At 74.1% G+C, this 24,067-nt stretch carries 26 protein-coding genes; 14 read left to right on the top strand and 12 right to left on the bottom strand.

All coding sequences use genetic code 11. From position 1 onward, the window contains the following. Nucleotides 1-50: 50 nt before the first annotated feature. A complete protein-coding gene (locus tag ACIG5E_RS12475) occupies nt 51-551 on the bottom strand; it encodes a hypothetical protein (protein WP_396533334.1) in 501 nt (166 codons plus the stop codon). 229 nt (nt 552-780) lie between these two features. On the opposite strand from ACIG5E_RS12475, the gene ACIG5E_RS12470 reads away from it, so the two are divergent. From ACIG5E_RS12470 to fxsA, 5 genes are all read left to right on the top strand, one after another. Beyond that, nucleotides 781-1,221: an Lrp/AsnC family transcriptional regulator gene (locus ACIG5E_RS12470; protein WP_030058365.1), complete on the top strand. Its 441-nt coding sequence runs from the start codon at nt 781-783 to the stop codon at nt 1,219-1,221. 31 nt (nt 1,222-1,252) lie between these two features. Further along, complete coding sequence (locus ACIG5E_RS12465; protein WP_396533332.1) at nt 1,253-2,860, top strand: amidohydrolase; 1,608 nt, start codon at nt 1,253-1,255, stop codon at nt 2,858-2,860. A gap of 210 nt (nt 2,861-3,070) precedes the next feature. Then, on the top strand, nt 3,071-3,343 hold the full coding sequence (locus ACIG5E_RS12460; RefSeq protein WP_396533331.1) for a hypothetical protein: 273 nt from the start codon (nt 3,071-3,073) through the stop codon (nt 3,341-3,343). Between the two features lie 102 nt (nt 3,344-3,445). Continuing rightward, nucleotides 3,446-5,086, top strand: a complete 1,641-nt coding sequence (lnt, locus tag ACIG5E_RS12455) for an apolipoprotein N-acyltransferase (RefSeq protein WP_396533532.1) — start codon at nt 3,446-3,448, stop codon at nt 5,084-5,086. Nucleotides 5,087-5,141: 55 nt separating this feature from the next. Further along, on the top strand, nt 5,142-5,720 hold the full coding sequence (fxsA, locus tag ACIG5E_RS12450) for an FxsA family membrane protein (RefSeq protein WP_396533329.1): 579 nt from the start codon (nt 5,142-5,144) through the stop codon (nt 5,718-5,720). 129 nt (nt 5,721-5,849) lie between these two features. Here the strand turns inward: fxsA and ACIG5E_RS12445 are convergent, their stop codons facing one another. The 3 genes from ACIG5E_RS12445 to ACIG5E_RS12435 all read right to left on the bottom strand — a co-directional run bounded on the left by ACIG5E_RS12445 (nt 5,850) and on the right by ACIG5E_RS12435 (nt 8,420). After that, on the bottom strand, nt 5,850-6,224 hold the full coding sequence (locus ACIG5E_RS12445) for an RNA polymerase-binding protein RbpA (protein WP_030279777.1): 375 nt from the start codon (nt 6,222-6,224) through the stop codon (nt 5,850-5,852). 277 nt (nt 6,225-6,501) lie between these two features. Beyond that, on the bottom strand, nt 6,502-8,112 hold the full coding sequence (locus tag ACIG5E_RS12440; RefSeq protein WP_396533327.1) for a hypothetical protein: 1,611 nt from the start codon (nt 8,110-8,112) through the stop codon (nt 6,502-6,504). 113 nt (nt 8,113-8,225) lie between these two features. Continuing rightward, nucleotides 8,226-8,420 carry a hypothetical protein gene (locus tag ACIG5E_RS12435; protein ID WP_396533325.1) on the bottom strand — a complete coding sequence of 65 codons (195 nt, stop codon included), beginning with the start codon at nt 8,418-8,420 and terminating at the stop codon, nt 8,226-8,228. A 412-nt stretch (nt 8,421-8,832) separates the two neighbouring features. On the opposite strand from ACIG5E_RS12435, the gene ACIG5E_RS12430 reads away from it, so the two are divergent. From ACIG5E_RS12430 to ACIG5E_RS12415, 4 genes are all read left to right on the top strand, one after another. After that, the gene (locus ACIG5E_RS12430; protein ID WP_396533324.1) at nt 8,833-9,225 is read left to right on the top strand and encodes an ankyrin repeat domain-containing protein; all 393 of its coding nucleotides are present in this window, start codon (nt 8,833-8,835) and stop codon (nt 9,223-9,225) included. A gap of 24 nt (nt 9,226-9,249) precedes the next feature. After that, the gene (locus ACIG5E_RS12425) at nt 9,250-9,765 is read left to right on the top strand and encodes a GNAT family N-acetyltransferase (RefSeq protein WP_396533323.1); all 516 of its coding nucleotides are present in this window, start codon (nt 9,250-9,252) and stop codon (nt 9,763-9,765) included. Between the two features lie 75 nt (nt 9,766-9,840). Next, nucleotides 9,841-10,914, top strand: coding sequence for a serine hydrolase domain-containing protein (locus ACIG5E_RS12420; protein ID WP_396533322.1), 1,074 nt, complete (start codon nt 9,841-9,843; stop codon nt 10,912-10,914). A 107-nt stretch (nt 10,915-11,021) separates the two neighbouring features. Next, complete coding sequence (locus tag ACIG5E_RS12415; protein WP_396533321.1) at nt 11,022-11,522, top strand: NUDIX domain-containing protein; 501 nt, start codon at nt 11,022-11,024, stop codon at nt 11,520-11,522. 13 nt (nt 11,523-11,535) lie between these two features. Here the strand turns inward: ACIG5E_RS12415 and ACIG5E_RS12410 are convergent, their stop codons facing one another. The 3 genes from ACIG5E_RS12410 to ACIG5E_RS12400 all read right to left on the bottom strand — a co-directional run bounded on the left by ACIG5E_RS12410 (nt 11,536) and on the right by ACIG5E_RS12400 (nt 13,894). After that, entirely contained in the window at nt 11,536-12,183 is a 648-nt protein-coding gene (locus tag ACIG5E_RS12410) for a vitamin K epoxide reductase family protein (RefSeq protein WP_396533320.1), read from the bottom strand. An 86-nt stretch (nt 12,184-12,269) separates the two neighbouring features. Beyond that, a complete protein-coding gene (locus ACIG5E_RS12405) occupies nt 12,270-13,085 on the bottom strand; it encodes a DsbA family protein (protein WP_396533319.1) in 816 nt (271 codons plus the stop codon). Between the two features lie 137 nt (nt 13,086-13,222). Then, on the bottom strand, nt 13,223-13,894 hold the full coding sequence (locus ACIG5E_RS12400) for a hypothetical protein (protein WP_396533318.1): 672 nt from the start codon (nt 13,892-13,894) through the stop codon (nt 13,223-13,225). Nucleotides 13,895-14,044: 150 nt separating this feature from the next. Here ACIG5E_RS12400 and ACIG5E_RS12395 point away from each other — a divergent pair, with 150 nt between their 5' ends. Next, nucleotides 14,045-14,938, top strand: a complete 894-nt coding sequence (locus ACIG5E_RS12395; protein WP_396533317.1) for a CHAD domain-containing protein — start codon at nt 14,045-14,047, stop codon at nt 14,936-14,938. On the opposite strand, the gene ACIG5E_RS12390 is transcribed toward ACIG5E_RS12395, so the two are convergent. Continuing rightward, complete coding sequence (locus tag ACIG5E_RS12390) at nt 14,925-15,698, bottom strand: uracil-DNA glycosylase (protein WP_396533316.1); 774 nt, start codon at nt 15,696-15,698, stop codon at nt 14,925-14,927. The genes ACIG5E_RS12395 and ACIG5E_RS12390 overlap by 14 nt on opposite strands. Nucleotides 15,699-15,844: 146 nt before the next feature. Here ACIG5E_RS12390 and ACIG5E_RS12385 point away from each other — a divergent pair, with 146 nt between their 5' ends. Both ACIG5E_RS12385 and ACIG5E_RS12380 read left to right on the top strand, forming a co-directional pair. Then, complete coding sequence (locus ACIG5E_RS12385) at nt 15,845-16,855, top strand: slipin family protein (protein ID WP_396533314.1); 1,011 nt, start codon at nt 15,845-15,847, stop codon at nt 16,853-16,855. Between the two features lie 76 nt (nt 16,856-16,931). Beyond that, nucleotides 16,932-17,384: a CBS domain-containing protein gene (locus ACIG5E_RS12380; protein ID WP_396533312.1), complete on the top strand. Its 453-nt coding sequence runs from the start codon at nt 16,932-16,934 to the stop codon at nt 17,382-17,384. A 51-nt stretch (nt 17,385-17,435) separates the two neighbouring features. Here the strand turns inward: ACIG5E_RS12380 and ACIG5E_RS12375 are convergent, their stop codons facing one another. Together ACIG5E_RS12375 and ACIG5E_RS12370 are read right to left on the bottom strand one after the other, a co-directional pair. After that, on the bottom strand, nt 17,436-17,846 hold the full coding sequence (locus tag ACIG5E_RS12375; RefSeq protein ID WP_396533310.1) for a PaaI family thioesterase: 411 nt from the start codon (nt 17,844-17,846) through the stop codon (nt 17,436-17,438). Nucleotides 17,847-17,878: 32 nt separating this feature from the next. Then, a complete protein-coding gene (locus tag ACIG5E_RS12370) occupies nt 17,879-18,499 on the bottom strand; it encodes a TetR/AcrR family transcriptional regulator (RefSeq protein WP_396533308.1) in 621 nt (206 codons plus the stop codon). 73 nt (nt 18,500-18,572) lie between these two features. Here ACIG5E_RS12370 and ACIG5E_RS12365 point away from each other — a divergent pair, with 73 nt between their 5' ends. Next, nucleotides 18,573-19,226 carry a DUF1453 domain-containing protein gene (locus ACIG5E_RS12365; protein ID WP_396533306.1) on the top strand — a complete coding sequence of 218 codons (654 nt, stop codon included), beginning with the start codon at nt 18,573-18,575 and terminating at the stop codon, nt 19,224-19,226. A gap of 42 nt (nt 19,227-19,268) precedes the next feature. Continuing rightward, the gene (locus ACIG5E_RS12360) at nt 19,269-19,775 is read left to right on the top strand and encodes a hypothetical protein (RefSeq protein ID WP_396533304.1); all 507 of its coding nucleotides are present in this window, start codon (nt 19,269-19,271) and stop codon (nt 19,773-19,775) included. On the opposite strand, the gene ACIG5E_RS12355 is transcribed toward ACIG5E_RS12360, so the two are convergent. Both ACIG5E_RS12355 and ACIG5E_RS12350 read right to left on the bottom strand, forming a co-directional pair. After that, a complete protein-coding gene (locus ACIG5E_RS12355; RefSeq protein ID WP_396533302.1) occupies nt 19,776-22,679 on the bottom strand; it encodes an FAD-binding and (Fe-S)-binding domain-containing protein in 2,904 nt (967 codons plus the stop codon). It lies immediately after the preceding gene. A gap of 317 nt (nt 22,680-22,996) precedes the next feature. Continuing rightward, nucleotides 22,997-24,001, bottom strand: coding sequence for a glycosyltransferase family 2 protein (locus tag ACIG5E_RS12350; protein ID WP_396533300.1), 1,005 nt, complete (start codon nt 23,999-24,001; stop codon nt 22,997-22,999). Nucleotides 24,002-24,067: the final 66 nt, after the last annotated feature.

Below are 24,067 nucleotides of genomic sequence, written 5' to 3'. Positions count from 1 at the left end.
GGCCGGAGGCGATTCTGGCGGCGCGTCAACCTGCCTGCGGGCGGCGGGAGTCAGCGCCGCGCGAGCCGCCGGCGCTGCTCCGGGATGGTGGCCAGCGACGCTGTCGTGGCGACCGCCCGTACGGCCTTGGCCGGGACGGCGGCGGCGGCCGTCGCGCTGCGCACCGGGCGGTGCACCAGTGCGTGCGAGAACGGCTGGGTGCGCCAGTCGAGCCCGCTCGGGAGCTTGAACAGCGCGTCGAACCCGGACGGTTCGGCGTCCTCGGGGGCCTCGACCTCCGCCAGGTCGTCGGTCGGCGTGCCCGAACCGGGGCAGATCGCGGGGGCGAAGGGGTTCCAGGCGGTGGGCAGCAGCGCGTGCTGCGGCAGCCGCTCCTCGTCCGCCACCAGGGCGATCGGGCGACGGCACTCGGGGCAGTGGACCCGGAAGATGTCCCAGGTGTCGGCCTCGCCGGGGTCGGTGCCCGGCGTGTGATCGACCGCGAGGTCGTCGCGGCCGGTCATATCGTCGGTCTCGTCGGCGGCCAGCACGCGCTGGTCAGTAGCAGGCATGAGGATCCCCCTAGGATCGGGCCCGGCGTGGTCGCTCAGGGCCACAACCAGCACTTCCCTGCCGCTCGGGCTCATAACCCTGCGGAGTTGTGCACCGTGATGCACCGGGTGTGTCCTTGGCCACACCGCCCGCCACATTCACCCGGCACTTGCCCGCGTGACACCTGCAATCCCACCGTGTGCCACCACCGTGCGCCCCCGTGCTCCCGACCCGGTAGGTTTGCGCACTGTGGAGGATCTCGACCAACGCATCGTCCAGCTGCTCCTAGAGGACGGCCGGATGAGCTACACGGACCTGGGCAAGGCCACCGGCCTGTCCACCTCGGCGGTGCACCAGCGGGTGCGCCGCCTCGAACAGCGCGGGGTGATCCGCGGCTACACCGCGATCATCGACCCCGACGCCGTCGACCTGGCGCTGACCGCGTTCATCTCGGTCAAGCCCTTCGACCCCAGCGCTCCCGACGACACCCCGGACAGGCTGGCCGGCCTGCCCGAGATCGAGGCCTGCCACAGCGTCGCCGGTGACGAGAACTACATCCTCAAGGTGCGCGTCGGAGCCCCCGGCGACCTGGAGGACCTGCTGGCCCGCATCCGCAGCGCCGCCGGAGTCTCCACCCGCACCACCGTCGTCCTCTCCACCCCCTACGAGGCCCGACCCCCGAAGCTCTGACCAGGGACGGGGGAGGTGCAGACTTAGCGGCATGACCGAACGCACCCCCCGGACCGTCCTGCTGCGCGGCGGCGCCGTCTACAGCCCCGCCGACCCCTTCGCCACCGCGATGCTCGTGGAGGGCGGGCACATCGCCTGGGTCGGCAGCGACGGCGCCGCCGAGGCGTACGCCACCACCGCCGACGAGATCGTCGAGCTGGACGGCGCACTGGTCACCCCCGCCTTCGTCGACGCCCATGTGCACGCCACCGCCACCGGGCTGGCGCTCACCGGCCTCGACCTCACCGGCAGCCCCTCGCTGGCCGCCACCCTGGCCGCCGTCACCGCCTTCGTCGAGGCCCGGCCGGAGACCGGCGGTGTGCTGATCGGCCACGGCTGGGACGAGACCGGCTGGCCCGAGGGCCGCCCGCCCACGCTCGCCGAACTCGACGACGCCGCCCGCGGCGCCGCGCTCTACCTCTCCCGCACCGACGTGCACTCCGCGCTCGCCACCACCGCGCTGCGCAGCCTCACCGAGGGCCTCGCCGAGCGCCCCGGCCACGACGCCGAGGGGCCGCTCACCAAGGACGCCCACCACGCCGTCCGGCAGACCGCCCTCGCCCACCTCACCCCCGAGCAGCGCCGGCAGGCCCAGCGCGCCACCCTGACCCGCGCCGCCGAGCTCGGCATCGGCGCCCTGCACGAGTGCGCCGGACCGGAGATCTCCTCCGAGGCGGACCTGACCGCCCTGCTGGCCCTGGCCGCCGACGGTGACGGACCCGAAGTCTTCGGCTACTGGGGCGAGTTGGGCGGCATCGAGACCGCCCGCAAGCTCGGCGCGGTGGGCGCCGGCGGCGACCTCTTCGTGGACGGCGCCCTCGGCTCGCACACCGCCTGCCTGCACACCCCCTACGCCGACGCCGAGCACACCGGCACCGCCTACCTGACCGCGGAGCAGGTCGCCGACCACGTCGCCGCCTGCACCGAGGCCGGGCTGCAGGCCGGCTTCCACGCCATCGGCGACGCGGCCGTCGCCGCCGTGATCGAGGGCGTACGCGCCGCCGGCGAGCGGGTCGGCGCCGACCGGGTCAGGGCGCTGCGCCACCGCGTCGAGCACGCCGAGGCGCTGGACGACAAGGCGATCGCCGCCTTCGCCGAGCTCGGCCTCACCGCCTCCGTCCAGCCCGCCTTCGACGCCGCCTGGGGCGGGCCGGACGGCATGTACGTCCAGCGCCTGGGCGCCGAGCGGGCCGCCGGCCTCAACCCGTACGCCGCGCTGCTGCGGGCCGGTGTCCCGCTGGCCTTCGGCTCGGACGCCCCGGTCACCCCGCTCGACCCCTGGGGCACCGTCCGCGCCGCGGCCTTCCACCAGAGCCTGGAGCACCGGATCTCGGTCCGCGCCGCCTTCACCGCCCACACCCGCGGCGGCTGGCGCGCGATCGGCCGCGACCAGGACGGCGTGCTGGTGCCCGGCGCGGTGGCCAACTACGCGATCTGGGCCGCCGACGAGCTGGTCGTCCAGGCCCCCGACTCCCGGGTGGCCGGCTGGTCCACCGACCCGCGCTCCGGCACCCCCGGCCTGCCCGACCTCACCCCGGGCCGCGAACTGCCGGTCTGCCTGCGCACGGTGGTCCGCGGCCGCACCGTGTACGAGCGGTGAATCGGACGCCGCATTTAATCGGATGAGCGGGCGGGCCGGTGGCTCATAGGTTGACCACCATGACCACCGACCTGCTGGTACCCGCCGACTTCACCGTCCCGCGCGAGCTGCTCGCCCCGGAGTTCCGCCTGGAGCCCCTGGGCGAGCAGCATCGAGCACATCCGCGCCACCCCCGGCTGGGCCGGCCGCGGCTGGCCGCCCGCCGACGGCATGCCCCTGGAGCGCAACCTCGCCGACCTGCGCCGCCACGCCGCCGACTTCGAGGCTCGCAAGGGCTTCACCTACACCGTCCTGGAGCCGGACCGCGACGAGGTGATCGGCTGCGTCTACGTCTACCCGGACCGCGAGGACCCGTCCGTCGTCTCGGTCAGCTCCTGGGTCCGCGCCGACCGCGCCGAGCTGGACGCCCCGCTGTACCGCGCGGTCTCCGCATGGCTCACGGACCACTGGCCGTTGGGGCGCTTCGTCTACGCCGAGCGCTGACGGGGGGTAGCACCCTCACCTCACGCCTCTCCGACTTTCCGGGGTACCTTCTTCGCACAGCGTCCGAACAGCAAGCCCCAGGAAGATGGTGCGCCGGTGGCCATTCCCGTCACCCAGGAGCGGTCCGGGACCGCTCCCGAGCCACAGGACCCGGCCCCGAAGCCCGGCCGCGGCGCCCGCGCGCTTGCCAAGGTCCGCGCCGGGCTGCCGCGCACCGGCCTCGCCGTGCTGGCCGGCCTGCTGCTCGCGCTCGCCTTCCCGCCGTACGACCTGTGGCCGCTGTCGCTGCTCGGCGTCGCCGCGCTCTCCCTGCTCACCCGCGGCCGCACCTTCCGCCAGGGCGCCTGGACGGGCTTCGCCTTCGGCCTGCCGTTCTTCCTGATGCTGCTCAGCTGGCTGCGGGTGGTCGGCTGGGACGCCACGGTCGGCCTGTCCGTCATCGAGGCGCTGTTCCTGGCCCTGCTCGGCGGCGCGCTGGCGCTCACCTCCCGGCTGCCCGGCTGGCCGCTCTGGGCGGCCGCCCTGTGGGTCACCCAGGAGTGGGCGCGCGACCGGCTGCCGCTCGGCGGCTTCCCCTGGGGCCGGCTCGCCTTCGCCAACACCGCCACTCCCTACACCCCGCTGGCCGCGATCGGCGGCGCGCCGCTGGTGACCTTCGCCGTCGCGCTCTCCGGCACCCTGCTGGCCTGGGCCGCGCTGCGCCTGCGCGGGCCGGGCAGGGCCCCGAAGGTGGCCGCGCTGGCGGCGCTCGGCGCGGTGGCCGCGCTGCTGGCCGGCTACCTCGTCCCGGTGCCGACCGCCGCGGCCGACACCGTCAAGGTCGCCATCGTCCAGGGCAACGTGCCGAACCCGGGCATGGACTTCCTCGGCCGCCCGATGATGGTCCTCAACAACCACGCCTCGGCCACCGAGCGCCTGGCCGCCGACATCCAGGCCGGCAAGCTGCCGCGCCCCGACGTGGTGATCTGGCCGGAGAACTCCTCCGACCTCGACCCGTTCAGCGACCCGCTGGCCCGTCAGCGCATCGACGAGGCCATCAAGGCCGTCGGCGTACCCACCCTGGTCGGCACCCTGGTGGACGGCCCGGACGCGCAGCACGTCCAGAACGAGGGCATCGTCTGGGACCCGGTCACCGGCCCCGGCGCCTCCTACACCAAGCAGCACCCCGTCCCGTTCGGCGAGTACGTGCCGTTCCGCGCCCAGCTGATGAAGGTGGTCACCCGCCTCCAGCGGGTCGCCCGCGACTTCTACCCCGGCGACCACAACGGCGTGATGCAGCTCGGCCCGGCGAAGATCGGCGACGTGATCTGCTTCGAGGTGGCCTACGACGAGATCGTCCGGGACACCGTGGACAGCGGCGCCCGCGTCCTGGTGGTCCAGACCAACAACGCGACCTACGCCAAGACCGGCCAGCCCGAGCAGCAGCTCGCGATGAGCCGGCTGCGCGCGGTCGAGCACGGCCGGGCCGTCCTGATCGCCGCCACCAGCGGCATCAGCGCGGTGATCGCCCCGGACGGCACGGTCGAGCAGCGCACCGCGGAGCTGACCCCGGCCGAGCTGTCCGCCACCGTCCCGCTGCGCGACGGCACCACGGTGGCCGACCGGGTCGGCGCCGTCCCGGAGTGGACGCTGGCCGTCGGAGGCCTGCTGGCCTGCGGCGCCGCCGTGCTGGTCGGCCGCCGCTGGAAGCCCGAGGTCGGAACACCGGCCGCCGGGGAATCGTTGGACGAGGTGGTGCCGTAGCCGGCCCGGACCTCCCGTGCGGCGCGCAGAGCACCGCTTGGAGTGGATTCGTACCGTGACCCAGCAAGCTACCCCCACCCGTCCGGTCCCGCGTAGCAGGCTCCGCCGGGTGCTGCCGCTGCTGATCACCGCCTGGCTGGTGCTGGAGATCTGGCTGCTGGTCCTGGTGGGCTCCTGGCTGGGCGGCTTCGCCGTCCTGCTGCTGCTCATCACCGGCGGGGTGATCGGCGGCTCGCTGATCAAGCGGGCCGGTCTGAAGGCGCTCTCGGCGGCGGTCGAGCAGAGCAAGAACCCGCAGTCCCAGCAGCCCCAGACCGGCACCAGCATGACCGTGCTGGCCGGGCTGCTGCTGATCATCCCCGGCTTCCTGTCCGACCTGGTCGCCCTGACCCTGCTGTTCCCGCCCACCCGGGCGCTGTGGCGGGCCGTCGGCCGCCGGGTCGCGGACAAGGCGGTGCGCAGCGCCTCCACCGCGGGCACCGACCCGTTCGCGGACGCGATGCGGCTGCAGGAGCAGCTGCGCATCCACCGCCCGGACGGCAAGGTGATCCAGGGCGAGGTGGTCGACCCGGAGACCGGCCCGCGCGGCCCGCAGGGCCCGGACACCACCTACCGCCCGCCGATCAACGGCTGAGCTCCCGGCGCGGGGCCGGGACGGTGGCCGTGACGAACAACGGCCTCGGACAACGCGAAACGCGAAAGGGACCCTGGTGACCAGGGTCCCTTTTCGCGTCCTCCCGCGCGCGGCGGGAGCGAGGTGTTGTCAGGCGCTCTTGCGGGTGTCCCGCGGGTGCACCGCGAGGTTCATCCCGCCGGAGCGGAGCACGGCCAGCCGTTCGGCCAGCACCTCCTCCAGCTCCTCGCGCGTCCGGCGCTCCATCAGCATGTCCCAATGGGTGCGCGTGGGCTTGACCTTCTTCTCCTCCGGCTCGTCTCCGTCGAGAAGTGCCGCCTCCTGGCCACAGAAGCGGCATTCCCACACCGGGGGGATCTCCGCTTCGACCGAGAAAGGAACCTCGAATCGGTGTCCGTTCTGACATGCGTACTCGACGGTCTGGCGGGGAGCCAGATCGATACCACGGTCGGTCTCGTAGCTAGTGGCCCCGAGTCGCGTGCCGCGGAGAGCTCGCTCGCTCATGAATCGTGCCTCCCGGGCTTATAGCCCACAGGACTAGTGGTCGCTGTTCTTCGTCGTTCGGTCAACGCTCGGCTTCCGACGAAGATTCCCGTCCCGGGACATGCGTCGTCTGTCGTGCCGCCCCTGTTTGTACCCACCGGCGCCCGATTTGTCACATCTGGCCGGTGATATCACCCCAGGTGTCACCTATTTCACATCTGGTGATCGTGCGTACTTTCTGTGACGAGCGTACCGGGAAGGGATTCGGCGCCGCCCGCCGACCCCGCTTCCGGCGAGTTCAGGAGATCGGTCGGGAACGGATCATCGGCTCGGCCTTGCCGAAGTCGACCGGGTGCGAGGGCGGGGCGTCGGCCCGGACCACCGGCGGGCGGTCCGGGCGGTGCGGTGCGGCGGGGGCGGCCTCGGTCCGGCTGTCGCGGTGCGGCAGCAGGGCGATCACGGCGTCCCGCAACTGGGCCAGGGCGTCGTCGTCGAGCGGGTCGACGGTGGTCGGCACCTGGAGCCGGACCGGGGTGCCGTTGCCGATCCGGGCGTAGCCGCGGCCCACCGGGGCGTGCGCGGCGGGCACGATGTCCAGCGGAGCGCCGAGCGCGGCGTGGGCCTCCTCGGACCGGGCCGGGCCGAGCAGCACCCGGGCCCGGGTGGTGGCGCGGACGGTCGGGGTGATCCGGTCCCGGGCCTCGACGTCGTCGGCGATCACCACGGTGACCCGGGCGGCCCGGCCGTGCCGCAGCGGCAGCTCCAGCAGGTCCTGCGGGTCGGGGCGGCCCTCGGCGTGGGCGAGCTCGCCCAGCTCGGTCGGGTGGTCCAGCAGCAGCCACAGCGGCCGGGTGACGTCCTCGGGCAGGCTGGCGCCGGTGTGCCGGGCGGCGTTCAGCGCGGTGAGCCGGCGCTCGGTCTCCTGGGCGGCCCAGGTCAGCGCGGCCAGCGCGCCGTGCAGGCTGGTCTCCACGGTGTGCACGCCGGGCCGGTTGACCAGGCAGGCGTGCTCCCCGGTCCCGGCGCCGTCGATCACCACCAGGTCGGCGTACGGGAGGGCCTGGAGCGCGATCGAGCGGATCAGGCTGGAGGTGCCGTAGCCGGTGACGCCGAGGGCCAGCAGGTGGGGCTCGGAGGAGCGCGGGCCGGTGCGCCAGATCACCGGCGGCTGCTGGGTGACGGCGCCGCCCTGGGTGACCGGGATGGTGCGGGCGGTGCCGTCCTCGTCGGTGAAGCCGAGCACGATCTCGCCGGGGGCGGCCACGAAGCGCTGGGCGACCACGTCGGTGGGCAGCGGGGCGAGCGCGGTGATCCGCAGCCGGTTGGACTCCTCGTCCCAGTCGAAGCGGTACTCCCGGGCCCGCCCGGCCTTGCCCTGGACGACCTGCTCGATCCGGGCCCGGGCGGCGGGCTCGGTGTCGGTGAAGTAGGCGGGGTAGCTCAGCTCCAGCCGGGAGAGCCGGCCCTCGCCGTCGAACTCCCAGGAGCCGAAGGCGTTCTTGTAGCTGCCCTCGAAGTGGTAGAGCGGGTTGGCGTCCTCGGGGCCGCACAGGTACGGCGTGAGCGCCGAGTAGAGGGCGCCGAGCTTGACGTCGGCCACGTCGGGCGCGGGCGGGGCGGGCGCCGCCTTGGGGGCCCGGCCGGCCCAGGCGGCGCTGGCCATCAGGGCTACCAGCGCGAACAGCAGGCCGTGCGGCAGCAGGTAGATGCCGATCAGCATCGCGGCGGACAGGAACAGCGTCGGGCCGCGGCGCTCCTCGGGGGTGGCCTGCCAGCGGTCCTTGGCCCAGCCGGCGTGGTGGCGCAGCCCGCGGCCGATCACGGCGAGCGGGGCGAACATGTCGGTGGCGTGGTCCCCGGCGGTTCGGGCGAACTCGCGGCCCTTGCTGAGATGGCGGTGGAGCGGCATTCCGTGACTCCCCGGTCGAGTGGGACGGGTGGGGTGAGGGGGTAACTGCTCGTGGTACGACGGGGCCCGGGGCGGTGGGATCCGCGCCCGGGCCGGTGGGGGAGTGGCGGCGCCTAGAACTTGATGCCGCCGAGCAGGCTCGCCAGGCTGGCGCCGCCGGCGGTGATGCTCGGGGCGATCGAGGAACCGGCGATGTAGAAGCCGAAGAGGGCGCAGACGACGGCGTGGGACATCTTCAGTCCGTCTCTGCGGAAAAACAGAAAGGCGACGGTGCCGAACAGGACGAGCGCGGAGACATTGAGGATCACGTTCTGCTCCTCGGGAGGGGGACGGGGACAGGGGCAGGGTTACTTAAAGTGCCCTTATCGTGACAAAAAGTAATAGATGATGGAACGGCGCAAATGGGTGGTTCTGCCGCTCAATACCGCCCGGAAGCCGGACGGGGGTATGCGAACCGGCCCCGGGTGGGGGCCTGTGTCGCATGGATGCCGCGTGGATTCGGTGCCGCGAGGCATTCCCGGGGGGTGGGTGGGAAGTTTCCGGGGGGTCCCGGAAGTTCGCTCGAATGGCGGCGCAACCCGCGTGGCCGCCCGTCGTACCGCGTCCCGCACCGGCGCGGCCGTCATCCGGAATCCGGACGCCGGCTGGCCCGGCTCGGCGTCGGCCGCTACGGTGCCGTACGCACGGCCCCCCGTCAGCCCTCTGGAAAGGCAGTCCGCCATGACCGATGCCCCCGACGCCGAGGTGATCGCGCTCGCCGGGAAGCTCTTCGACGCCGCCCGGGCCGGCGACACCGCCACCCTGACCACCGCCGTCGACGCCGGTGTCTCCGCGGACCTCACCAACGGCAGCGGCGACACCCTGGTCATGCTGGCCGCCTACCACGGCCACGCGGCCACCGTCGAAGCCCTGCTCCAGCGCGGCGCCGACCCGAACCGCGCCAACGACAAGGGCCAGACCCCGCTGGCCGGAGCCGTCTTCAAGGGCAGCGCGGACGTGGTCGACGCCCTGCTCGCCGGCGGTGCCGACCCCAGGGCCGGCGTCCCGTCCGCCGTCGACGCCGCCGCGATGTTCGGCAAGACCGACCTGCTGGCCCGGTTCGAGGCCCGCTGACCCGTTCTCGTAGGCTCTTCAACCATGGAGAGCACCGCCACCAAGGACACCGGCACCGTCGAGTTCCGCATCACCGGGTACGCCCACCCCGACGCGCAGGCCCTGTCGGCGGAGGTGCAGCAGGAGTACGTCCGCCGCTACGGGGACCCGGACGAGACCGTGATGCACCCCGAGGACTTCGAGGCGCCGGCCGGTCTGTTCATGATCGCCTACCTGGACGGCCGCCCGGTCGCCTGCGGCGGCTGGCGGGCCAAGCAGGCCGGCCCGGACGGGCTGTGCGACGGCGACGCCGAGCTGAAGCGGATGTTCGTGATACCCGACGCCCGCGGCCGGGGCCTCGCCCGGGCGGTGCTGCGCCGCCTGGAGGAGACCGCCGTCGAGGCCGGGCGCACCCGCTTCATCCTGGAGACCGGCACCGAGCAGCCCGAGGCCGTGGCGCTGTACGGCTCCGAGGGCTACGCGGCGATCCGCAAGTTCGGCATCTACAAGGACCACCCGCAGAGCATCTGCCTCGGCAAGGAACTCCCGGCGGCGGTCTGAACGGCCGCGGTCCGGGCGCCGACGGTCTGAGCGGTCGACGGTCTGAGCGGTGCGCGCGCCGGGTAGACACCCGTGGTGAGCCACCAACCACCCGAAGCCGCACGACTCCCCGCCCTGGCCGCGCCCGGCGGGGAGCTGGACCGCCTGGTCCGGGAGGGTGTGCGCACCGTCGGGGCGGGCGCCGTCTGGGCCGTCGGCGACGCCGGGGGCACGCTCGGCGGCGGCAGCCACGGCGCCCTCGGGCAGGGCCGGTTCGCGCGGCTCGCCCCGGGGCCGGACACGCTGTACGACCTCGCCAGCCTCACCAAGATCGTCGCACTCTGGCCCTGCGCCGGGGTGCTGTGGCAGGCCGGACGGCTGCCGCTGGACGAACCGCTCGGCCACTGGTGGCCGCCCGCCGCCGGGCAGCCGGTCGGCGGGGTGACGGCCCGTCAACTCCTCGCCCACACCGCCGGGATGCTCCCGTACACCCGCTTCGAGCAGCTCTACGGGCGGGCGCCGGCGGCGATCCGGGCCGGGGTGATCGCCGCCCCGCTGCACCGCGCGCCGGGGGCCGCCGTCGAGTACACCGACCGCGCCGCCGTGCTGTTCGGCTACCTGGTCGAGGACCTCGGCGGGGCGCCGCTGGACGAACTCGCCGCGCGCTGGGCCTGGCGGCCGCTGGGCATGACCGACACCCGCTACGGGCCGCTCGACGCCGCGGAGACCGCCCGGACCGCGCCCACCGAGTTCGACCAGTCGACCGGCGCCCACCTGCGCGGCGTCGTGCACGACCCCTCCGCCCGGCTGCTCGGCGGCGTCTCCGGCAACGCCGGGGCCTTCTCCACCGCCCCCGACCTCGCCCGCTTCCTCACCGCGCTGCTCGCTCCGCCGCCCCAACTCCCCTGGGGCGAACCGTGGATCACCGAATCGCTGCGCGAGCAGACCGGCGGCCTCACCCCCGCCCGCGGCCTGTCCTGGCTGTACGCCCCCGGCACCGAACCCGCCGAGGGCACCTTCGTCCACTACGGCTTCACCGGCACCGGCATCTGGGTCTCCCGCCGACTCGGCCGCTGGGCCCTGCTGCTCACCAACCAGGTGCACCACAGCCGGGTCACCCAGTCGCTCACCGACCTGCGCAACGCCTTCCGGCGGGCCGTCTTCGGGTGAAGAGGCAGGTAGTACCCGATCGGGTGGATTAGGTACGAACCACCTTTCGCGGAGCGGCGATTGCGGCAGAGTGGCCGCGACGGAGGACGGTCGGCGGAGGAGGCGCGATGACGGACACCTGGGAACTCTCGGAGGAGGAGTGGCTCTCCCGGATGGTGCGCGCCTACATCGGCTGCAGCGTGCTGCTCACCGACCAGGACGGCAAGGTCCTGCTGCTGAGGGCCAGTTACCGCGACCAGTGGCAGTTCCCCGGCGGCGGGATGGACCCGGGGGAGGGGCCCGCCGAGTGTGCGGCGCGGGAACTCTGGGAGGAGACCGGGCTGGTGGCCCGTGACCTGCGGCTGCTGGTGGTGGAGTGGCGCGAGGCGATTCCTGACCAGGGCCGACACGCCCACCCTGCCGTGCACTTCATGTTCGACGGCGGCGCGGTCGAGCCGGGCGCGGTGGTCCGGCTCCAGGCGGAGGAGATCGCCGGCCACGGCTACTTCACCCCCGCCCGGGCGGCCGCCCTGCTGCACCCCTGTGCGGCGCGCCGGCTCACCGGGGCCCTGGAGGCCCGGCGGACCGGCGCCGCCGCGCTGCTGCACTCGGCGGGGTACGTGGGGTGAGCCCCGGGGCCGGTCAGCCCAGGGTGCTCCAGTAGTACCAGAACCGGTTGAGCACCATCAGCGCGATCACGGCCGCCCACAGCACCGGCAGCGCCCAGTGGTAGCGCGCCGCCTCCCGGACGACCGTCCGCATCCGCGGCCCGACCGGGATCACACCGGTGCGCAGGTTGTGCAGCGTGGTGTACCAGAACAGCGCCACCACCGTCGCCCACACCACCATGCAGTACGGGCACAGCGCGCCGATGTCGTACAGCGCCTGGTCGGCCAGCCAGTGCACGAACACCACGCCCAGCGCCGTCCCGCCCTGCAGGCCCAGCCAGAACCAGCGCCGGTAGGCGGCGCCGGCCAGCAGCCCCGCCCCGATCGCCGCCAGCGCGCCGAACGCGGCCAGGCCGAGCAGCGGGTTGGGGAAACCGAAGACCGAGGCCTGCTCGGTGCGCATCACCGAGCCGCAGCTGATCACCGGGTTGATGTTGCAGCTGGGGACGTACGACGGGTTCTCCAGGATGCGGAGCTTGTCGAAGGTCAGGACGGCCGAGGCGGCGAGGCCGACCAGCCCGCCGAGGAACAGCAGGAGGGCGAGGGCCCGGCTCGCGCCGATCGGGCCCGGGCCGGCGGCATCGGGGGCGGGACGGGAGAGGTGCACGGTAGTCGCGGTCATGACAGCACACTCCGGTGGCTGGCTGGGAGGGGCCGGCCCGGCCGGGAGTTCGGCCGGACCGGTGGTGCCATGCGATGCGTTGCGGCCTACTGCAGGCCGGCGGCCTGCTTGACCTGGGCGGTGAACTGCTCCGGAGCCGCGGGGGCGTTGCCCGTGAACAGGTTGATCGGCTTGCCGTCCACCTTGACCGTCGGGGTGCCGGTCACCTGGCTGTTGTTGAACGCGTCGGCCACCTTCGCCGCCCACGGCGCGTACGTCCGGTCGGTGACCGCCTTCACGAAGGCGTCCGTCTTCAGCCCGGGCACCTGGCCGGCCAGGTCCAGCAGGTGGTTGACGTCGCCGAAGCCGTCCTCGCGCTCGTCCGGCTGGTTGGCGTACAGCACGTCGTGGAACGCCTTGAACTTGTCCACGCCCTCGTTCAGCGCGGCGCCGGCCGCGGCCAGCGCGGTGCGCGAGCCCTTGCCGCCGAGGTTCTTGTCCAGGAAGGCGGCCAGGTGGTACTCCACCTTGATCTGGCCGTCCTGGGTGATCTCCTTGACGGTCTGGCCGTTCGCCGCCTCGAAGTGCTTGCAGACCGGGCAGCGGAAGTCCTCGTACACCTCCATGGTGTGCGGGGCGTCGGCCTTGCCGTAGGTGATCACCGTGCCGTCCGGGCCGGTGGCGTTGGCCGGGACGACCAGCGGGGCCGCGGAGGCGGCCGCGGCGGCCTTGTCGTCGTTCTTCGAGCCCGTGTTGATCGCGAGCGCCACACCGCCCGCCAGGGCGAGCACGACGACGGCGGAGACCGACACGACGATCAACTGGCGGCGCTTGGCGGCCTGCTGCTCGCGGCGCTGCGCCTCCTGGATGCGCTCACGGGCGCTGATGCGCTTGGCCTCGCGCTTGGTGGGGTTCTGAGCCATGGGGAAGTCAACTCCTGTACGCGGCGCGCGGGTGCGCGCGGGTGGCCGCATGGGGTGCGGCGGGGGCAAGTGACGCGGAGTTGTGCGCACTGCCTACGGGCGTACGGAACCGTGCTTACGGGAAAGGGGGTACGCGCTCAGCAGACAGGCGCGAAGACCGGCGGACCACGCCGGGGAGCCGGGCTCAGCACCACGTCCTCGCGGCGCGGCCGCTCGTGGTCCGACACCGGCAGCGGTACCCGCAGCACCGGGCGCACCGGGGCGGGGACCAGCAGGACGAGCAGCGCCCGCAGCGGGCGGGCCACCGACTGGCGCAGCGCGCGCAGCGCCCGGGCCAGGCCGGACAGCGCGGAGTCGCCCAGCCGCAGCCAGGCCGCGGCCGCCAGCGCGATCACCAGGTGCACCAGCAGGAGCAGCAGCTGGGTCGCGGCGGGCGCCAACTGCCCGGAGTGGCCCACCGGGCCGCCCAGCAGCGAGCCGTCCACCGAACCGCCGCCGCAGACCAGCAGGTTCACCCCGCGCGCGGAGACGTGCTCGGACAGCACCGGCCCACAGCCGGTCTGGCCCAGGTTGAAGGTGGTGTTGAGCAGCAGCTCGACCGGCACCATCACCCCGGAGATGTGCAGCAGCCGCCGCTCCCCGCCGGCCAGCACGGCCGCGACCAGGAACACGACGGCGCTCGCGGTGGCCACCAGCGACAGCGGCAGCGGGCGACCGGTGATGACCACCTGGCCCAGCGCGGCCATCGGCACGGCGAGCGCGGTGAACACCGCGGCCCGCAGGGCCCTGGTCGCATGGGTGGAGGTCATCACGCCCCGGAGTATGCCATGCCCCTTACGGCGGACACGAGGGCGCGTACGGATGCGGCGGTTCGGGTGACGCCCCTTCAGGCCGCCGTGGGGTCGACAGGCGGGCCCGCGCGTAGCCTGGAAGACATCCCGATGAGGGGGTGCACGCGCATGGCGAGGCCCGGAACCACGGTCGGACAGGTGCTGCTCGACCGCGTCGAGGCCCAGGCGGCGGTGCTCGCCGGACTGGACGACGCCGTCCGGGCGGACGAACCCGACGCGGTCCACCGGATGCGGGTCGCCTGCCGGCGGCTGCGCAGCGCCCTGCGGACCTTCCGCCGGCTCCTCGACCCCGGCGCCACCGACGCCCTGGTCGCCGATCTGCGCTGGCTGGGCGCCGCGCTGGGCCGCGCCCGGGACCGCGAGGTGCTCGCCGAACGGCTGGCCGCCGAGGCCCGTGAGCTGCCCGCGGCCTGCGGACCGGAACGGGTCGCGGCGGCGCTGGAGCAGTGGGGCGAGGCCGAGTACCGCCGGGTGTGGCCCGAGGTGGTCGCCGCCCTAGACAGCCCCCGCCGCCGGGCCCTCGCCACCGCCCTGACCACCCTGCTTGCCGACCCGCCGCTGCGCCCCCGGGCCGCCCGCGCCGCCGCCCCCGAACTCGCCCGCATCGCCGCCCACGAGCAGCGCCGCACGGCCGACCGCGTCCACACCGCCCTCGCCGCCGGCCCCGAACAGCGCGACCAGGCCCTGCACGAGGCCCGCAAGGCCGCCAAGCGCGCCCGCTACGCCGGAGAGACGGCGTCCCCCGCGATCGGCCCGGCGGCGGAGCGCTACGCGGAGCGGATGAAGGCCGTCCAGGAGGTGCTGGGCGAACACCAGGACGCGGTGGTCGCCGCCGCGGCCCTGACCGCCCGGGCGGCCGAGGACGGAGAGTCCTTCGCCTACGGCGTGCTCTACGCGGGCCAGCTGGCGGCGGCGGAGGCGGCGCGCGGGCGGCTGACGAAGGTGTGGGCGGAGGCGGGGAAGCGGAAGCTGACGCGGTTCGGGTCTGTTAGCGGGGGCTGAGCCCCGCTGAGAGGGCCGCCTCGCGGAGCAGGTTTCGGAGCATCGCGGTGGTGAGCCGGCCGGTGTTGGTGTTGCGCGGGCTCACGTGGTAGCAGCCGTAGAGCAGCAGGTCGGGGCCGCCGTCGCGGGCGGGGAGGGTGACCCGGGCGGCGTGGCCGAAGGCGGGGCGGGGGCGCGGGACCAGCCAGCCGGCGTCGGCGATCACCGGCAGCATCGCCTGCCAGGCGAAGCCGCCGAGGGCGACGACGGTCCGGACGGTGGGGCGCAGCAGCTGCATCTCGCGGGTGATCCAGGAGCGGCAGGTGTCGCGTTCGGCCGTGCTGGGCTTGTTGTCGGGCGGGGCGCAGCGGACCGGGTCGGTGATCCGGACGCCGTACAGTTCCAGGCCGTCGCCGTGGCGGACGGACTCCGGGCGGTTGGCGAGCCCGAGGTCGTAGAGGGCCGCGTAGAGGAGGTCGCCGGAGGGGTCGCCGGTGAAGATCCGGCCGGTGCGGTTGGCGCCGTGGGCGGCGGGGGCGAGGCCGACCAGGACGAGCGGGGCGTCGGGCGGGCCGAAGCCGGGGATGGGGCGGGCCCAGTAGTCCCAGTCCTGGTAGGCGCGGCGCTTGGTGCGGGCGGTCTCCTCGCGCCATTCGACCAGCCGGGGGCAGGCCCGGCAGCCGGTGACGACGCGGTCGAGCTCGGTGAGTCCGGTGGCGCGGGCGGCGGCCTCGGCGGGGTGGCGGGGGTGGCTCGGGTCGTCGGCGGGGGCCAGCTGCATGGCCCGATCCTAGGGTGCGCGGGACGTTCGGTCCGGCCTGCACCGGGCAGGCGTAGCGTGGAATCAGTTGCTCCGGCGGCCCCCGGCCGGTCCGGTCGGCGGTGGCCGGACGCGCCGGTGTGCGCGGAGGCCGCGAGGAGGCCGCGATGATCGTCGATGCGGTGCTGGGGGCTCTCGGGGGGCTGGTCGGGCTGGGGGCGGTCTGGGCGGGGCTGAGCATCCGGGTGGTCCAGCAGTTCCAGAAGGGCGTGGTGTTCCGCTTCGGGCGGGTGCGCGAGGAGATCCGCGAGCCGGGGCTGGTCGCGCTGATGCCGATCGCGGACCGGCTGCGCCGGGTGAACGTGCAGATCGTGACGATGCCGATCCCGGCGCAGGAGGGCATCACCCGGGACAACGTGACCGTGCGGGTGGACGCGGTGGTCTACTTCCAGGTGCAGGACCCGGTGAAGGCGACGGTCAACGTGCAGGACTACAACTTCGCGATCTCCCAGGTCGCGCAGACCTCGCTGCGGTCGATCATCGGCAAGAGCGAGCTGGACGACCTGCTGGCCAACCGCGAACCGATCAACCAGGGGCTGGAGTTGATGATCGACAGCCCGGCGCTGGGCTGGGGCATCCAGATCGACCGGGTGGAGATCAAGGACGTCGCCCTGCCGGAGTCGATGAAGCGCTCGATCGCGCGCCAGGCGGAGGCCGAGCGGGAGCGGCGGGCGCGGATCATCACGGCGGACGGTGAGTACCAGGCCTCGGAGCGGCTGTCGGAGGCGGCGGCGGTGATGAGCGCGACCCCGGCGGCGCTCCAACTGCGGTTGCTGCAGACCGTGGTGGAGGTGGCGGCGGAGAAGAACTCGACGCTGGTGCTGCCGTTCCCGGTGGAGCTGCTGCGGTTCTTGGACAGCGCGACGGAGTCCCAGCAGCGGGACCTGCTGGCGGCCGCCTCGGTCGCCGCCGCGGCGAAGTCCGCGGAGCAGGCGGTGGAGAGCGGCGAGGTGCCGGAGCCGGAGCTCGACCGCGAGCAGCCCAAGCACGAACTGCCTCCGCTGGATGATCTGTTGTCCCGTCCGCCGCTGGAGAGTGGGGACCCGCAGGGCGGTCGCGCGGAGGCGGACGGGCAGGGCGGGCCGGAGGAGCGCACGGAGCCGAAGGCGACGCCCTGACGGGTGCCCGGTGGCGTGCGGCATCGGCCCGGACCACGATGGACGAGAGGGAGCAAGCCAGGTCAGGAGGCGGACCATGACCAAAGCCAGCGACATCATGCACCCGGGCGCGGAGTGCGTCCGCGAGGGCGAGACGCTAGCGGCCGCTGCCCGGATCATGCGGGAACGGCACGTGGGCGCACTGCCCATCTGCGGGGAGAACGACAAGCTGCTGGGCATCGTGACCGACCGCGACATCGTGCTGCGCTGCGTCGCGGAGGGCCGCGACCCGGCCGAGGTGACGGCGGGCGACCTGGCGCTGGGGCGGCCGATGACGGTGGAGGCGGACGAGGACTGTGAGCAGGTGCTGCGCGTGATGGAGCAGTACCAGGTCCGCCGGCTGCCGGTGATCAACCACCCGGAGCACAAGCTGGTCGGCATGATCAGCGAGGCCGACATCGCGCGCGGGCTGCCGCAGGCGCGGCTCGCGGAGTTCGTGGCGGCGGTGTGCGCGGAGGAGCCGCCCAAGAAGGAGGCGTTGCAGGGCTGATCCGGCTGGGCCGGCCCCGGGCCCGCGCCCGGGGCCGGTCACATTCGGGCGTCAGCCCAGGGCATAGACCGAGGTGGCGTGGGCGGCGGGTTCCTCGGTTCCCTCGGCGGTCAGGGTGACGTCGAGGAAGGCGATCCGGCGTCCGAGCTTGGTGACCACGGCGTGGACCAGGACCTCCTGGCCGCTGACCGCGCGCTGGAAGCTGGTGGACTGCTGGACGGTGGTCATCGGCGCGAAGCCACCGCGCGCCGCCGAGAGGGCGATCACGCAGGCGGTGTCGGCGGCTGCCATCAGCGCCTGGCCGGACAATCCGCCTCCCTCGCGGGCGAGTTGGTCGGACCAGGGCAGTCGCAGCACGGCGTGCCGCTCGCCGGTCTCGACAACGTACAGGCCGAGCGACTGTACCCAGGGGGCGAAGTTGTCGGCCAGGAGCTTGTCCGCCTCGGCGGGGGTGAGGGTCATCGCGCCATTGTGCCAAGAGCGTTGGCGTGGTGTCAGGAGGCGGCCAGGGTCTCCAGGTGGCGGCGGAGCACCGCGCGCAGCTCGTCCGGCCCGACCAGGTCGGGGTGCTGGACGGCCTGCAGGGTGAGGCCGTCCAGCAGGGCGGAGAGGCGGCGGGTCTCCAGGTCGAGGTCGAGGCCGGTCGCGAGGGCGCCGGAGCGCTCCATCTCGACCAGGACGCGCCGGACCAGCGCGTCCAGGCCGGTCTGCAGTTCGACGGCGCGGGGCCGCAGTTCGGGCCGGGTGCGGGCGGCGGTGACGAAGGAGAGCCAGAGCGCGGACTCCTCCCGGCGCTCGGCGTCCAGCGGGAGGGTCTCGGCGAGCAGCCGTACGGTCTGTTCGCGCCGGTCGGTGCCGGGCGCCGGTTCCGGGTCGAGCAGGACGCGGGCGTGGGTGCGGATGCGGGCGTCGATCCGGCGGGCCAGCTCCTGCATCGCGAAGATCATCAGCTCGGAGCTGCCGGCGAAGTAGTGCCGCACCGAGCCGATGGCGAGCCCGGCCTGCTCGGCGACGTTGCGCAGCGAGGCGTGTTCCAGGCCCTCCCTGGCGGCGACGCGCAGGACGGCATCGGCGACGGCCTGGCGGCGTTCGACGGGGTCGACGATCTTCGGCATGTTGCCGTTATAGCACGATCGAGCTAAATTGCTGATTTAGCACGGCCAAGCTATAAAAACTCGGGGAGCACGGATGAACAACTGGGTGCACGTGGCACTGATCGCCGCCGTGGTGGTCGTGGTGGTGGTCCGGCGGCTGCGCGGCGAACCGCTCAACGCCAGGGATCTCTTCGGGCCGCCGGTGGTACTCACCGGCCTCGGCCTGTGGGCGCTCTCGCAGCAGCACGGCCTCGGCGTGGGGGGCTACGTCTGGGTGGGGGTGGGCGCCGCGCTCGGCACTGCCTTCGGTGCGCTGCGCGGTGCCACCATCCGGGTCTACGAACGCGACGGGGTGCTGTGGCAGCGCTACACCGGCTGGACGTTCCTGGCGGCGGCGATCTCGCTGGCACTGATGGCGGGCTTCGCGATGCTCGCCGAGCACAACGGCCTGGCCTCGGACGCCCGCCCGGTGCAGCTGTCGATCGGCGTCGGCTTCCTGGGGGAGGCGCTGGTGGTGGGCTACCGCGCGCTCTCCTCCGGGATCCCGTTCGCGCCCGAGCGGCGGGACTCGAACTCGCCGTTCGGGGGGCGGGATTCGGGCTCGCTGTTCCGGGGGCTGGGCCGGGGCTCCGACTGGGGCCCGGGCCGGGGCTCGGACCGGGGTCCCGGCTGGGGCTCGGGTTGGGGCTCGGAGCGGGACTCGGGCCGGGGCGCGGACGGGGACTCGGATCGTTTCGACCGCCGGTAACTATGGTTGTCGAAGGCTGCTTCGGTAACTATAGTTGTCATCATGACGACCGTGGAGATCACCGATGAGGAGCAGAGGGAGCTGGCCAGGGCCCTCCTGGACGCGCTCAACCCCCTCGCCGCCGCCGTGCGGTCCCGGGCGACCGGGCTGCCCGAGGACCGGATGTGGAATGACGACCCCGCCGAGGTCGCCCTCTCCGTACTGTCCGCCTGGAAGCTGGTGGACGCTGAGGTCAAGCGGCTCACCGCGGCCGCGGCCGCCACCGCCGGCTCCTACGGCGCCAGCTACGAACAGCTGGGCGCCGCCTGGGGGATCACCCGACAGGGCGCCCGGAAGAAGTGGCCGGAGGCCGTCAGTCGCCCGGCAGCCCGGCCCGGCTCGCTCGAACTGTTCGGCGGAACCGCTGAGTTGGTCCGGGACGAGGAGTCCGGCGGGTGGTGCTGGACAGCCACCGGGGCCGACGGGGAGAGCGGCCGGGGGGCGGTCGGGCACCCGAGTCGGGAGGAGGCCGCGGCGCACGCCGGGGCGTTCCTCGCCGAGCACGGGTAGTCAGTCGGCCGGTCGGGCGGCGGCCCGGAGCGCCCGGGCGATCAGCTCCGCCAGGTGCAGGGCCCGGCGCCCGTCCGCGAGTTGGGCGATCTGGGTGCGGCAGCTGAAGCCGTCCGCCAGCACCACCGTGTCGGGCCCGGCCGCCCGGACCTCGGGCAGCAGGACCCGCTCGGCGATCGCCTGGGAGACCTCGAAGTGGCCCTGTTCGAAGCCGAAGTTGCCCGCCAGCCCGCAGCAGCCGGAGTCCAGCACCCGGTTGTTCAGGCCCAGTCGGACCTCGACCCGGCGGTCCGCCGCGCTGCCGAGCACCGCGTGCTGGTGGCAGTGGGTCTGGGTGACGGCGTCCAGCCGGACGCGGGGGAGCGGGGCGTCCGGGGCGTGCTCGTCGATGAACTCGGCGAAGGTGCGGGTCCGTTCGGAGAGGGGCCGGCCGTCCGCGCCGAGCAGTCGGGGCAGGTCCTCGCGCAGGGTGGCGGTGCAGCTGGGGTCCAGGCCGACCACGGGGGTGTCGGCCGGGACCCCAACGGCCGCCAGCACGTTCAGGCTGCGCCGCAACACCCGGCGGGCGGTGCCGAGTTGGCCGGTGGAGTACCAGGTGAGGCCGCAGCACACCGGCCCGTCGGGCAGCCGGACGTCGAAGCCCAGGTGCTCCAGCACCTCGACGGCCGAGCGCAGCACCTCCGGCTGGAGGTGGTTGGAGAAGGTGTCCGGCCACAGCAGGACCGGCCGCGCGCCCGCCGGGGCCGGGTGGGCGGCGCGGTGCCGCCGGTACCAGCGGGTGAAGGTCTCGGGCGGGAAGACCGGCAGCACCCGGCGCCGGTCGATCCCGCCGAGCCGCTTGAGCAGCGCGCCGGCCGGGGAGCGGACCAGCGAGTTGGCCGCCCCCGGCGCGAGCGCGACCGCCCGCAGCCACAGCGGCAGCCAGCCCATCGAGTAGTGCGGGAGCGGGCGCGGCCGGTGCCGGTAGTGCTGGTACAGGAACTCGGTCTTGTAGGTCGCCATGTCGACGTGCACCGGGCAGTCGCTCGCGCAGCCCTTGCAGCTCAGGCAGAGGTCCAGCGCCTCCCGCACCTCCGCCGAGCGCCAGCCGTCCGGGATCGCTTCCCCGCGCAGCATCTCGGCGAGCAGCCGGGCCCGGCCCCGGGTGGAGTGCCGCTCCTCGCCGGTGGCCATGTAGCTCGGGCACATCACCCCGGTGGTCGGGTCCACGCACTTGGCGACGCCCACGCAGCGGTGCACGGCCTTGGCCAGGCTGCCGCCGTCCTGCTCGTACGGCAGGGCCAGCGGCAGCGTGCGGCGCGGGGAGGTGACGAAGCGCAGGTCGGCGTCGAGCGGGCGCGGGTCCACCAGGGCGCCCGGGTTGAGCAGGTTCTCCGGATCCCAGATCCGCTTGAACTCGCCGAACAGGCCGATGACTTCGGGCGGGTACATGCGCGGCAGCAGTTCCGCGCGGGCCTGCCCGTCCCCGTGCTCGCCGGAGAGCGAACCGCCGTAGGAGACCGCCAGATCGGCGGCCTGCTCCAGGAACTCCCGGAAGACCAGGACCCCTTGGGGCTCGTCCAGCGGGAAGTCGATCCGCAGGTGCACGCAGCCGTCGCCGAAGTGCCCGTACGGCACGCCGCGCAGGCTGTGCCGGCGCAGCAGGGCGCGCAGGTCCCGCAGGTAGTCGCCGAGCCGTTCGGGCGGGACGGCGGAGTCCTCCCAGCCGGGCCAGGCCTCGCCGCCGCCGGGCAGCCGGGTGACGATCCCGGCGCCCGCCTCCCGGACGGCCCACAGCTGGCGCTGCTCGACCTGGTCGGTGACCAGGGCGACGGAGGCCGAGCGCTCGCGGCGCACCGCGTCGGCCAGCCGGCGGGCGGCCTGGTAGGCCTCCAGCGTGGTGGCGCCGCCGGTCTCCAGGAACAGCCAGCACCCGCCCGCGGGCAGCCGGTCCAGCGCGGGCGGACGCGGGCCGGCCGCCAGCAGCGCTGCGATCAGGTCGGCCGCCATGCCCTCGGCGGTCAGCGGACCGTACGGCAGCAGTGCCGGGACGGCGTCGGCGGCGGCGCCCTCGTCGGGGTAGCCGGCCACCACCAGGGCGCGGGCGGGCGGGTCCTCGACCAGCCGGACGGTGGCGCCCAGCAGCAGCGCGCAGGTGCCCTCGGTGCCGGTGAGCGCCCGGGCCAGGTCGTGGCCGCGCTCGGGCAGCAGTGCGTCCAGCGGGTAGCCGGAGGTGCGGCGGGGCAGCTGGGGCATGCCCTGGCGGATGACGGCGAGGTTGCGGTCGGTGAACTCCTGGAGCAGGGTGTGGAGTTGGCCGACCCGGCCGGGCAGCTCCCGCAGCCCCGCGCGCTCAGCGCCGGTCAGCCGCCCGCCCACGGTCAGCTCGGTGCCGTCCGCGAGCAGCAGCTCCAGCTGCTCCACGTTGTCGGCGGTGCGGCCCCAGGCGAGCGAGTGGGAGCCGCAGGAGTCGTTGCCGATCATGCCGCCGATCGTGCAGCGGCTGTGGGTGGACGGATCCGGGCCGAAGCGCAGCCCGTACGGTCGGGCGGCGCGCTGGAGGTCGTCCAGTACGGTGCCGGGCTGGACGCGCGCGGTACGGGCCTGCGGATCGACCTCCAGCACCGAGCCGAGGTGGCGGCGGAAGTCCAGCACCACCGCGCCGGGGCCGATCGCCTGCCCGCCGATGCTCGTCCCGGCGCCGCGCGCCACCACCGGCACCCCGTACCGGCGGCACAGCGCCAGCGCGGTGCGCACGTCGTCCAGGTCGGCGGGTTTGACCACGCCGAGCGGCAGCTGCCGGTAGTTGGAGGCGTCGTGGCTGTAGACCGTGCGCTCGGCCGCGCCGAAGCGGACCTCCCCGCGCAGCACGGCGGCCAGCTCACGGGCCAGTTCGGCCCCGGGGACGGCGGAGGGACGGCTCACCAGGGACCTCCCGGGCGGGTGCGGCAACGGCTCCGCCGATGATCGCAGCCGGGGCGCCGTAGGGGTACCGTCAGCGGGGCTCGGCGCGGGGCGTTTCTTGTAGCCCGATCGGGTGGTGTCCCGTTTGCGGCCTGAGGGCGGGCGCGCGGCCGCGCACGCTCGGAACGCGATGTGGACGCCTGGTCGGGCGTCGATGGGCGGGGCCCTGCGCCACCGGAGTGATGGTTCAGGGCCTCCCCGTCGCCTCCGGCCGAGCGCGCCCGGCGGATCGCCGCCGCGCCCGCCGCGGACGGCGGTACCGCGCACGCCTGACGGGGCTACTTGCGCCCCGTGAGGGTGCCGCGGGCGATGTGGGAGAGCTTGGCGACCTCGAAGGCCGGGTAGGCGCCGCCGGCCAGCAGGGAGAACTTGATCCCCAGCCGCCCGCCCGGCTTGCGGTGGCCGGGAGGCATGAAGCGGCGGTGGTGCTCGGCGGCCCGGTGGAAGAACTGCGGGCGTTCGGCGCGGGCGACGCAGCCGGCGAGGTCGAAGACGAACAGGTAGTGCTGGATCATCCGGACGAACAGGGCGTCGCGCACCGCGTAGAGGTGCGGCTGGTCCTCCAGCAGGGCGAAGCTGCGCTCGTACTGGTCGAACAGGTCGAACACGCTGCTGCCGGGGCCGCCGGCCGGGTGGACCGTCTCCCGGCGGCGCAGCTGGACGCACTCGCGCGCCAGCACGGCGGCCTTCCGGGCGCCGAGCAGCGCCGCGTGGACGACCGGGATCTCCTCGTACCGGCCGTCGGGGAAGGCGAGCTTGAGCTCCTCCCAGTGGTCGCGGCGGATCAGCCGGTCCCAGATCAGCGGCGGGGCGCCGAACAGCGCTGGCCGGTCGAAGGGGGCGAAGACCTCGGGGCCGGCCTCGGCGAGCAGGGCCTCGGCGCCGCCCGGCCAGTCGCGGTCGTTGTGGCGGCGGGAGTGGCCGAACAGCAGGACGTCGACCGGGCCGGTCTGCTGGAGCCGGTCGGCGAGCGTCTGGAGGGCGTCCCGGGGGAGCAGGTGGTCGGCGTCCAGGAACAGCAGGTAGTCGCCGGAGGCCTGCGCCGCACCCGCGTTCCGGCTCACCCCGACCCCGACCGCCGCGTTCAGGTGCAGCACCGACACCTGCGGGTGCCGGGCCGCGAACGCGTCGGCGAGCCCGCCCGCGGTCTCGGGGGAGCGGTCGGCGACCACGATCACCTCGACGTTCGCCAGGGACTGGGCGAGCAGCGAGTCCAGGCAGTCGGCGAGCTGTCCGTGCTGGTCGTAGGCGGGGAGCACGACGCTGATCAGGGGTGAGGGCATGACGCCGGAGCGTAAGAGGGAGCGCGAACCGTGGCAAAGGCCTGACGATGCGTAATTCCTAGCAAT

This window comes from Kitasatospora sp. NPDC053057 (genome assembly GCF_044546945.1).
Lineage (GTDB): Bacteria > Actinomycetota > Actinomycetes > Streptomycetales > Streptomycetaceae > Kitasatospora.
Note: the sequence above shows the minus strand (reverse complement) of the source record. Positions and strands in the feature narration are given on the sequence as shown.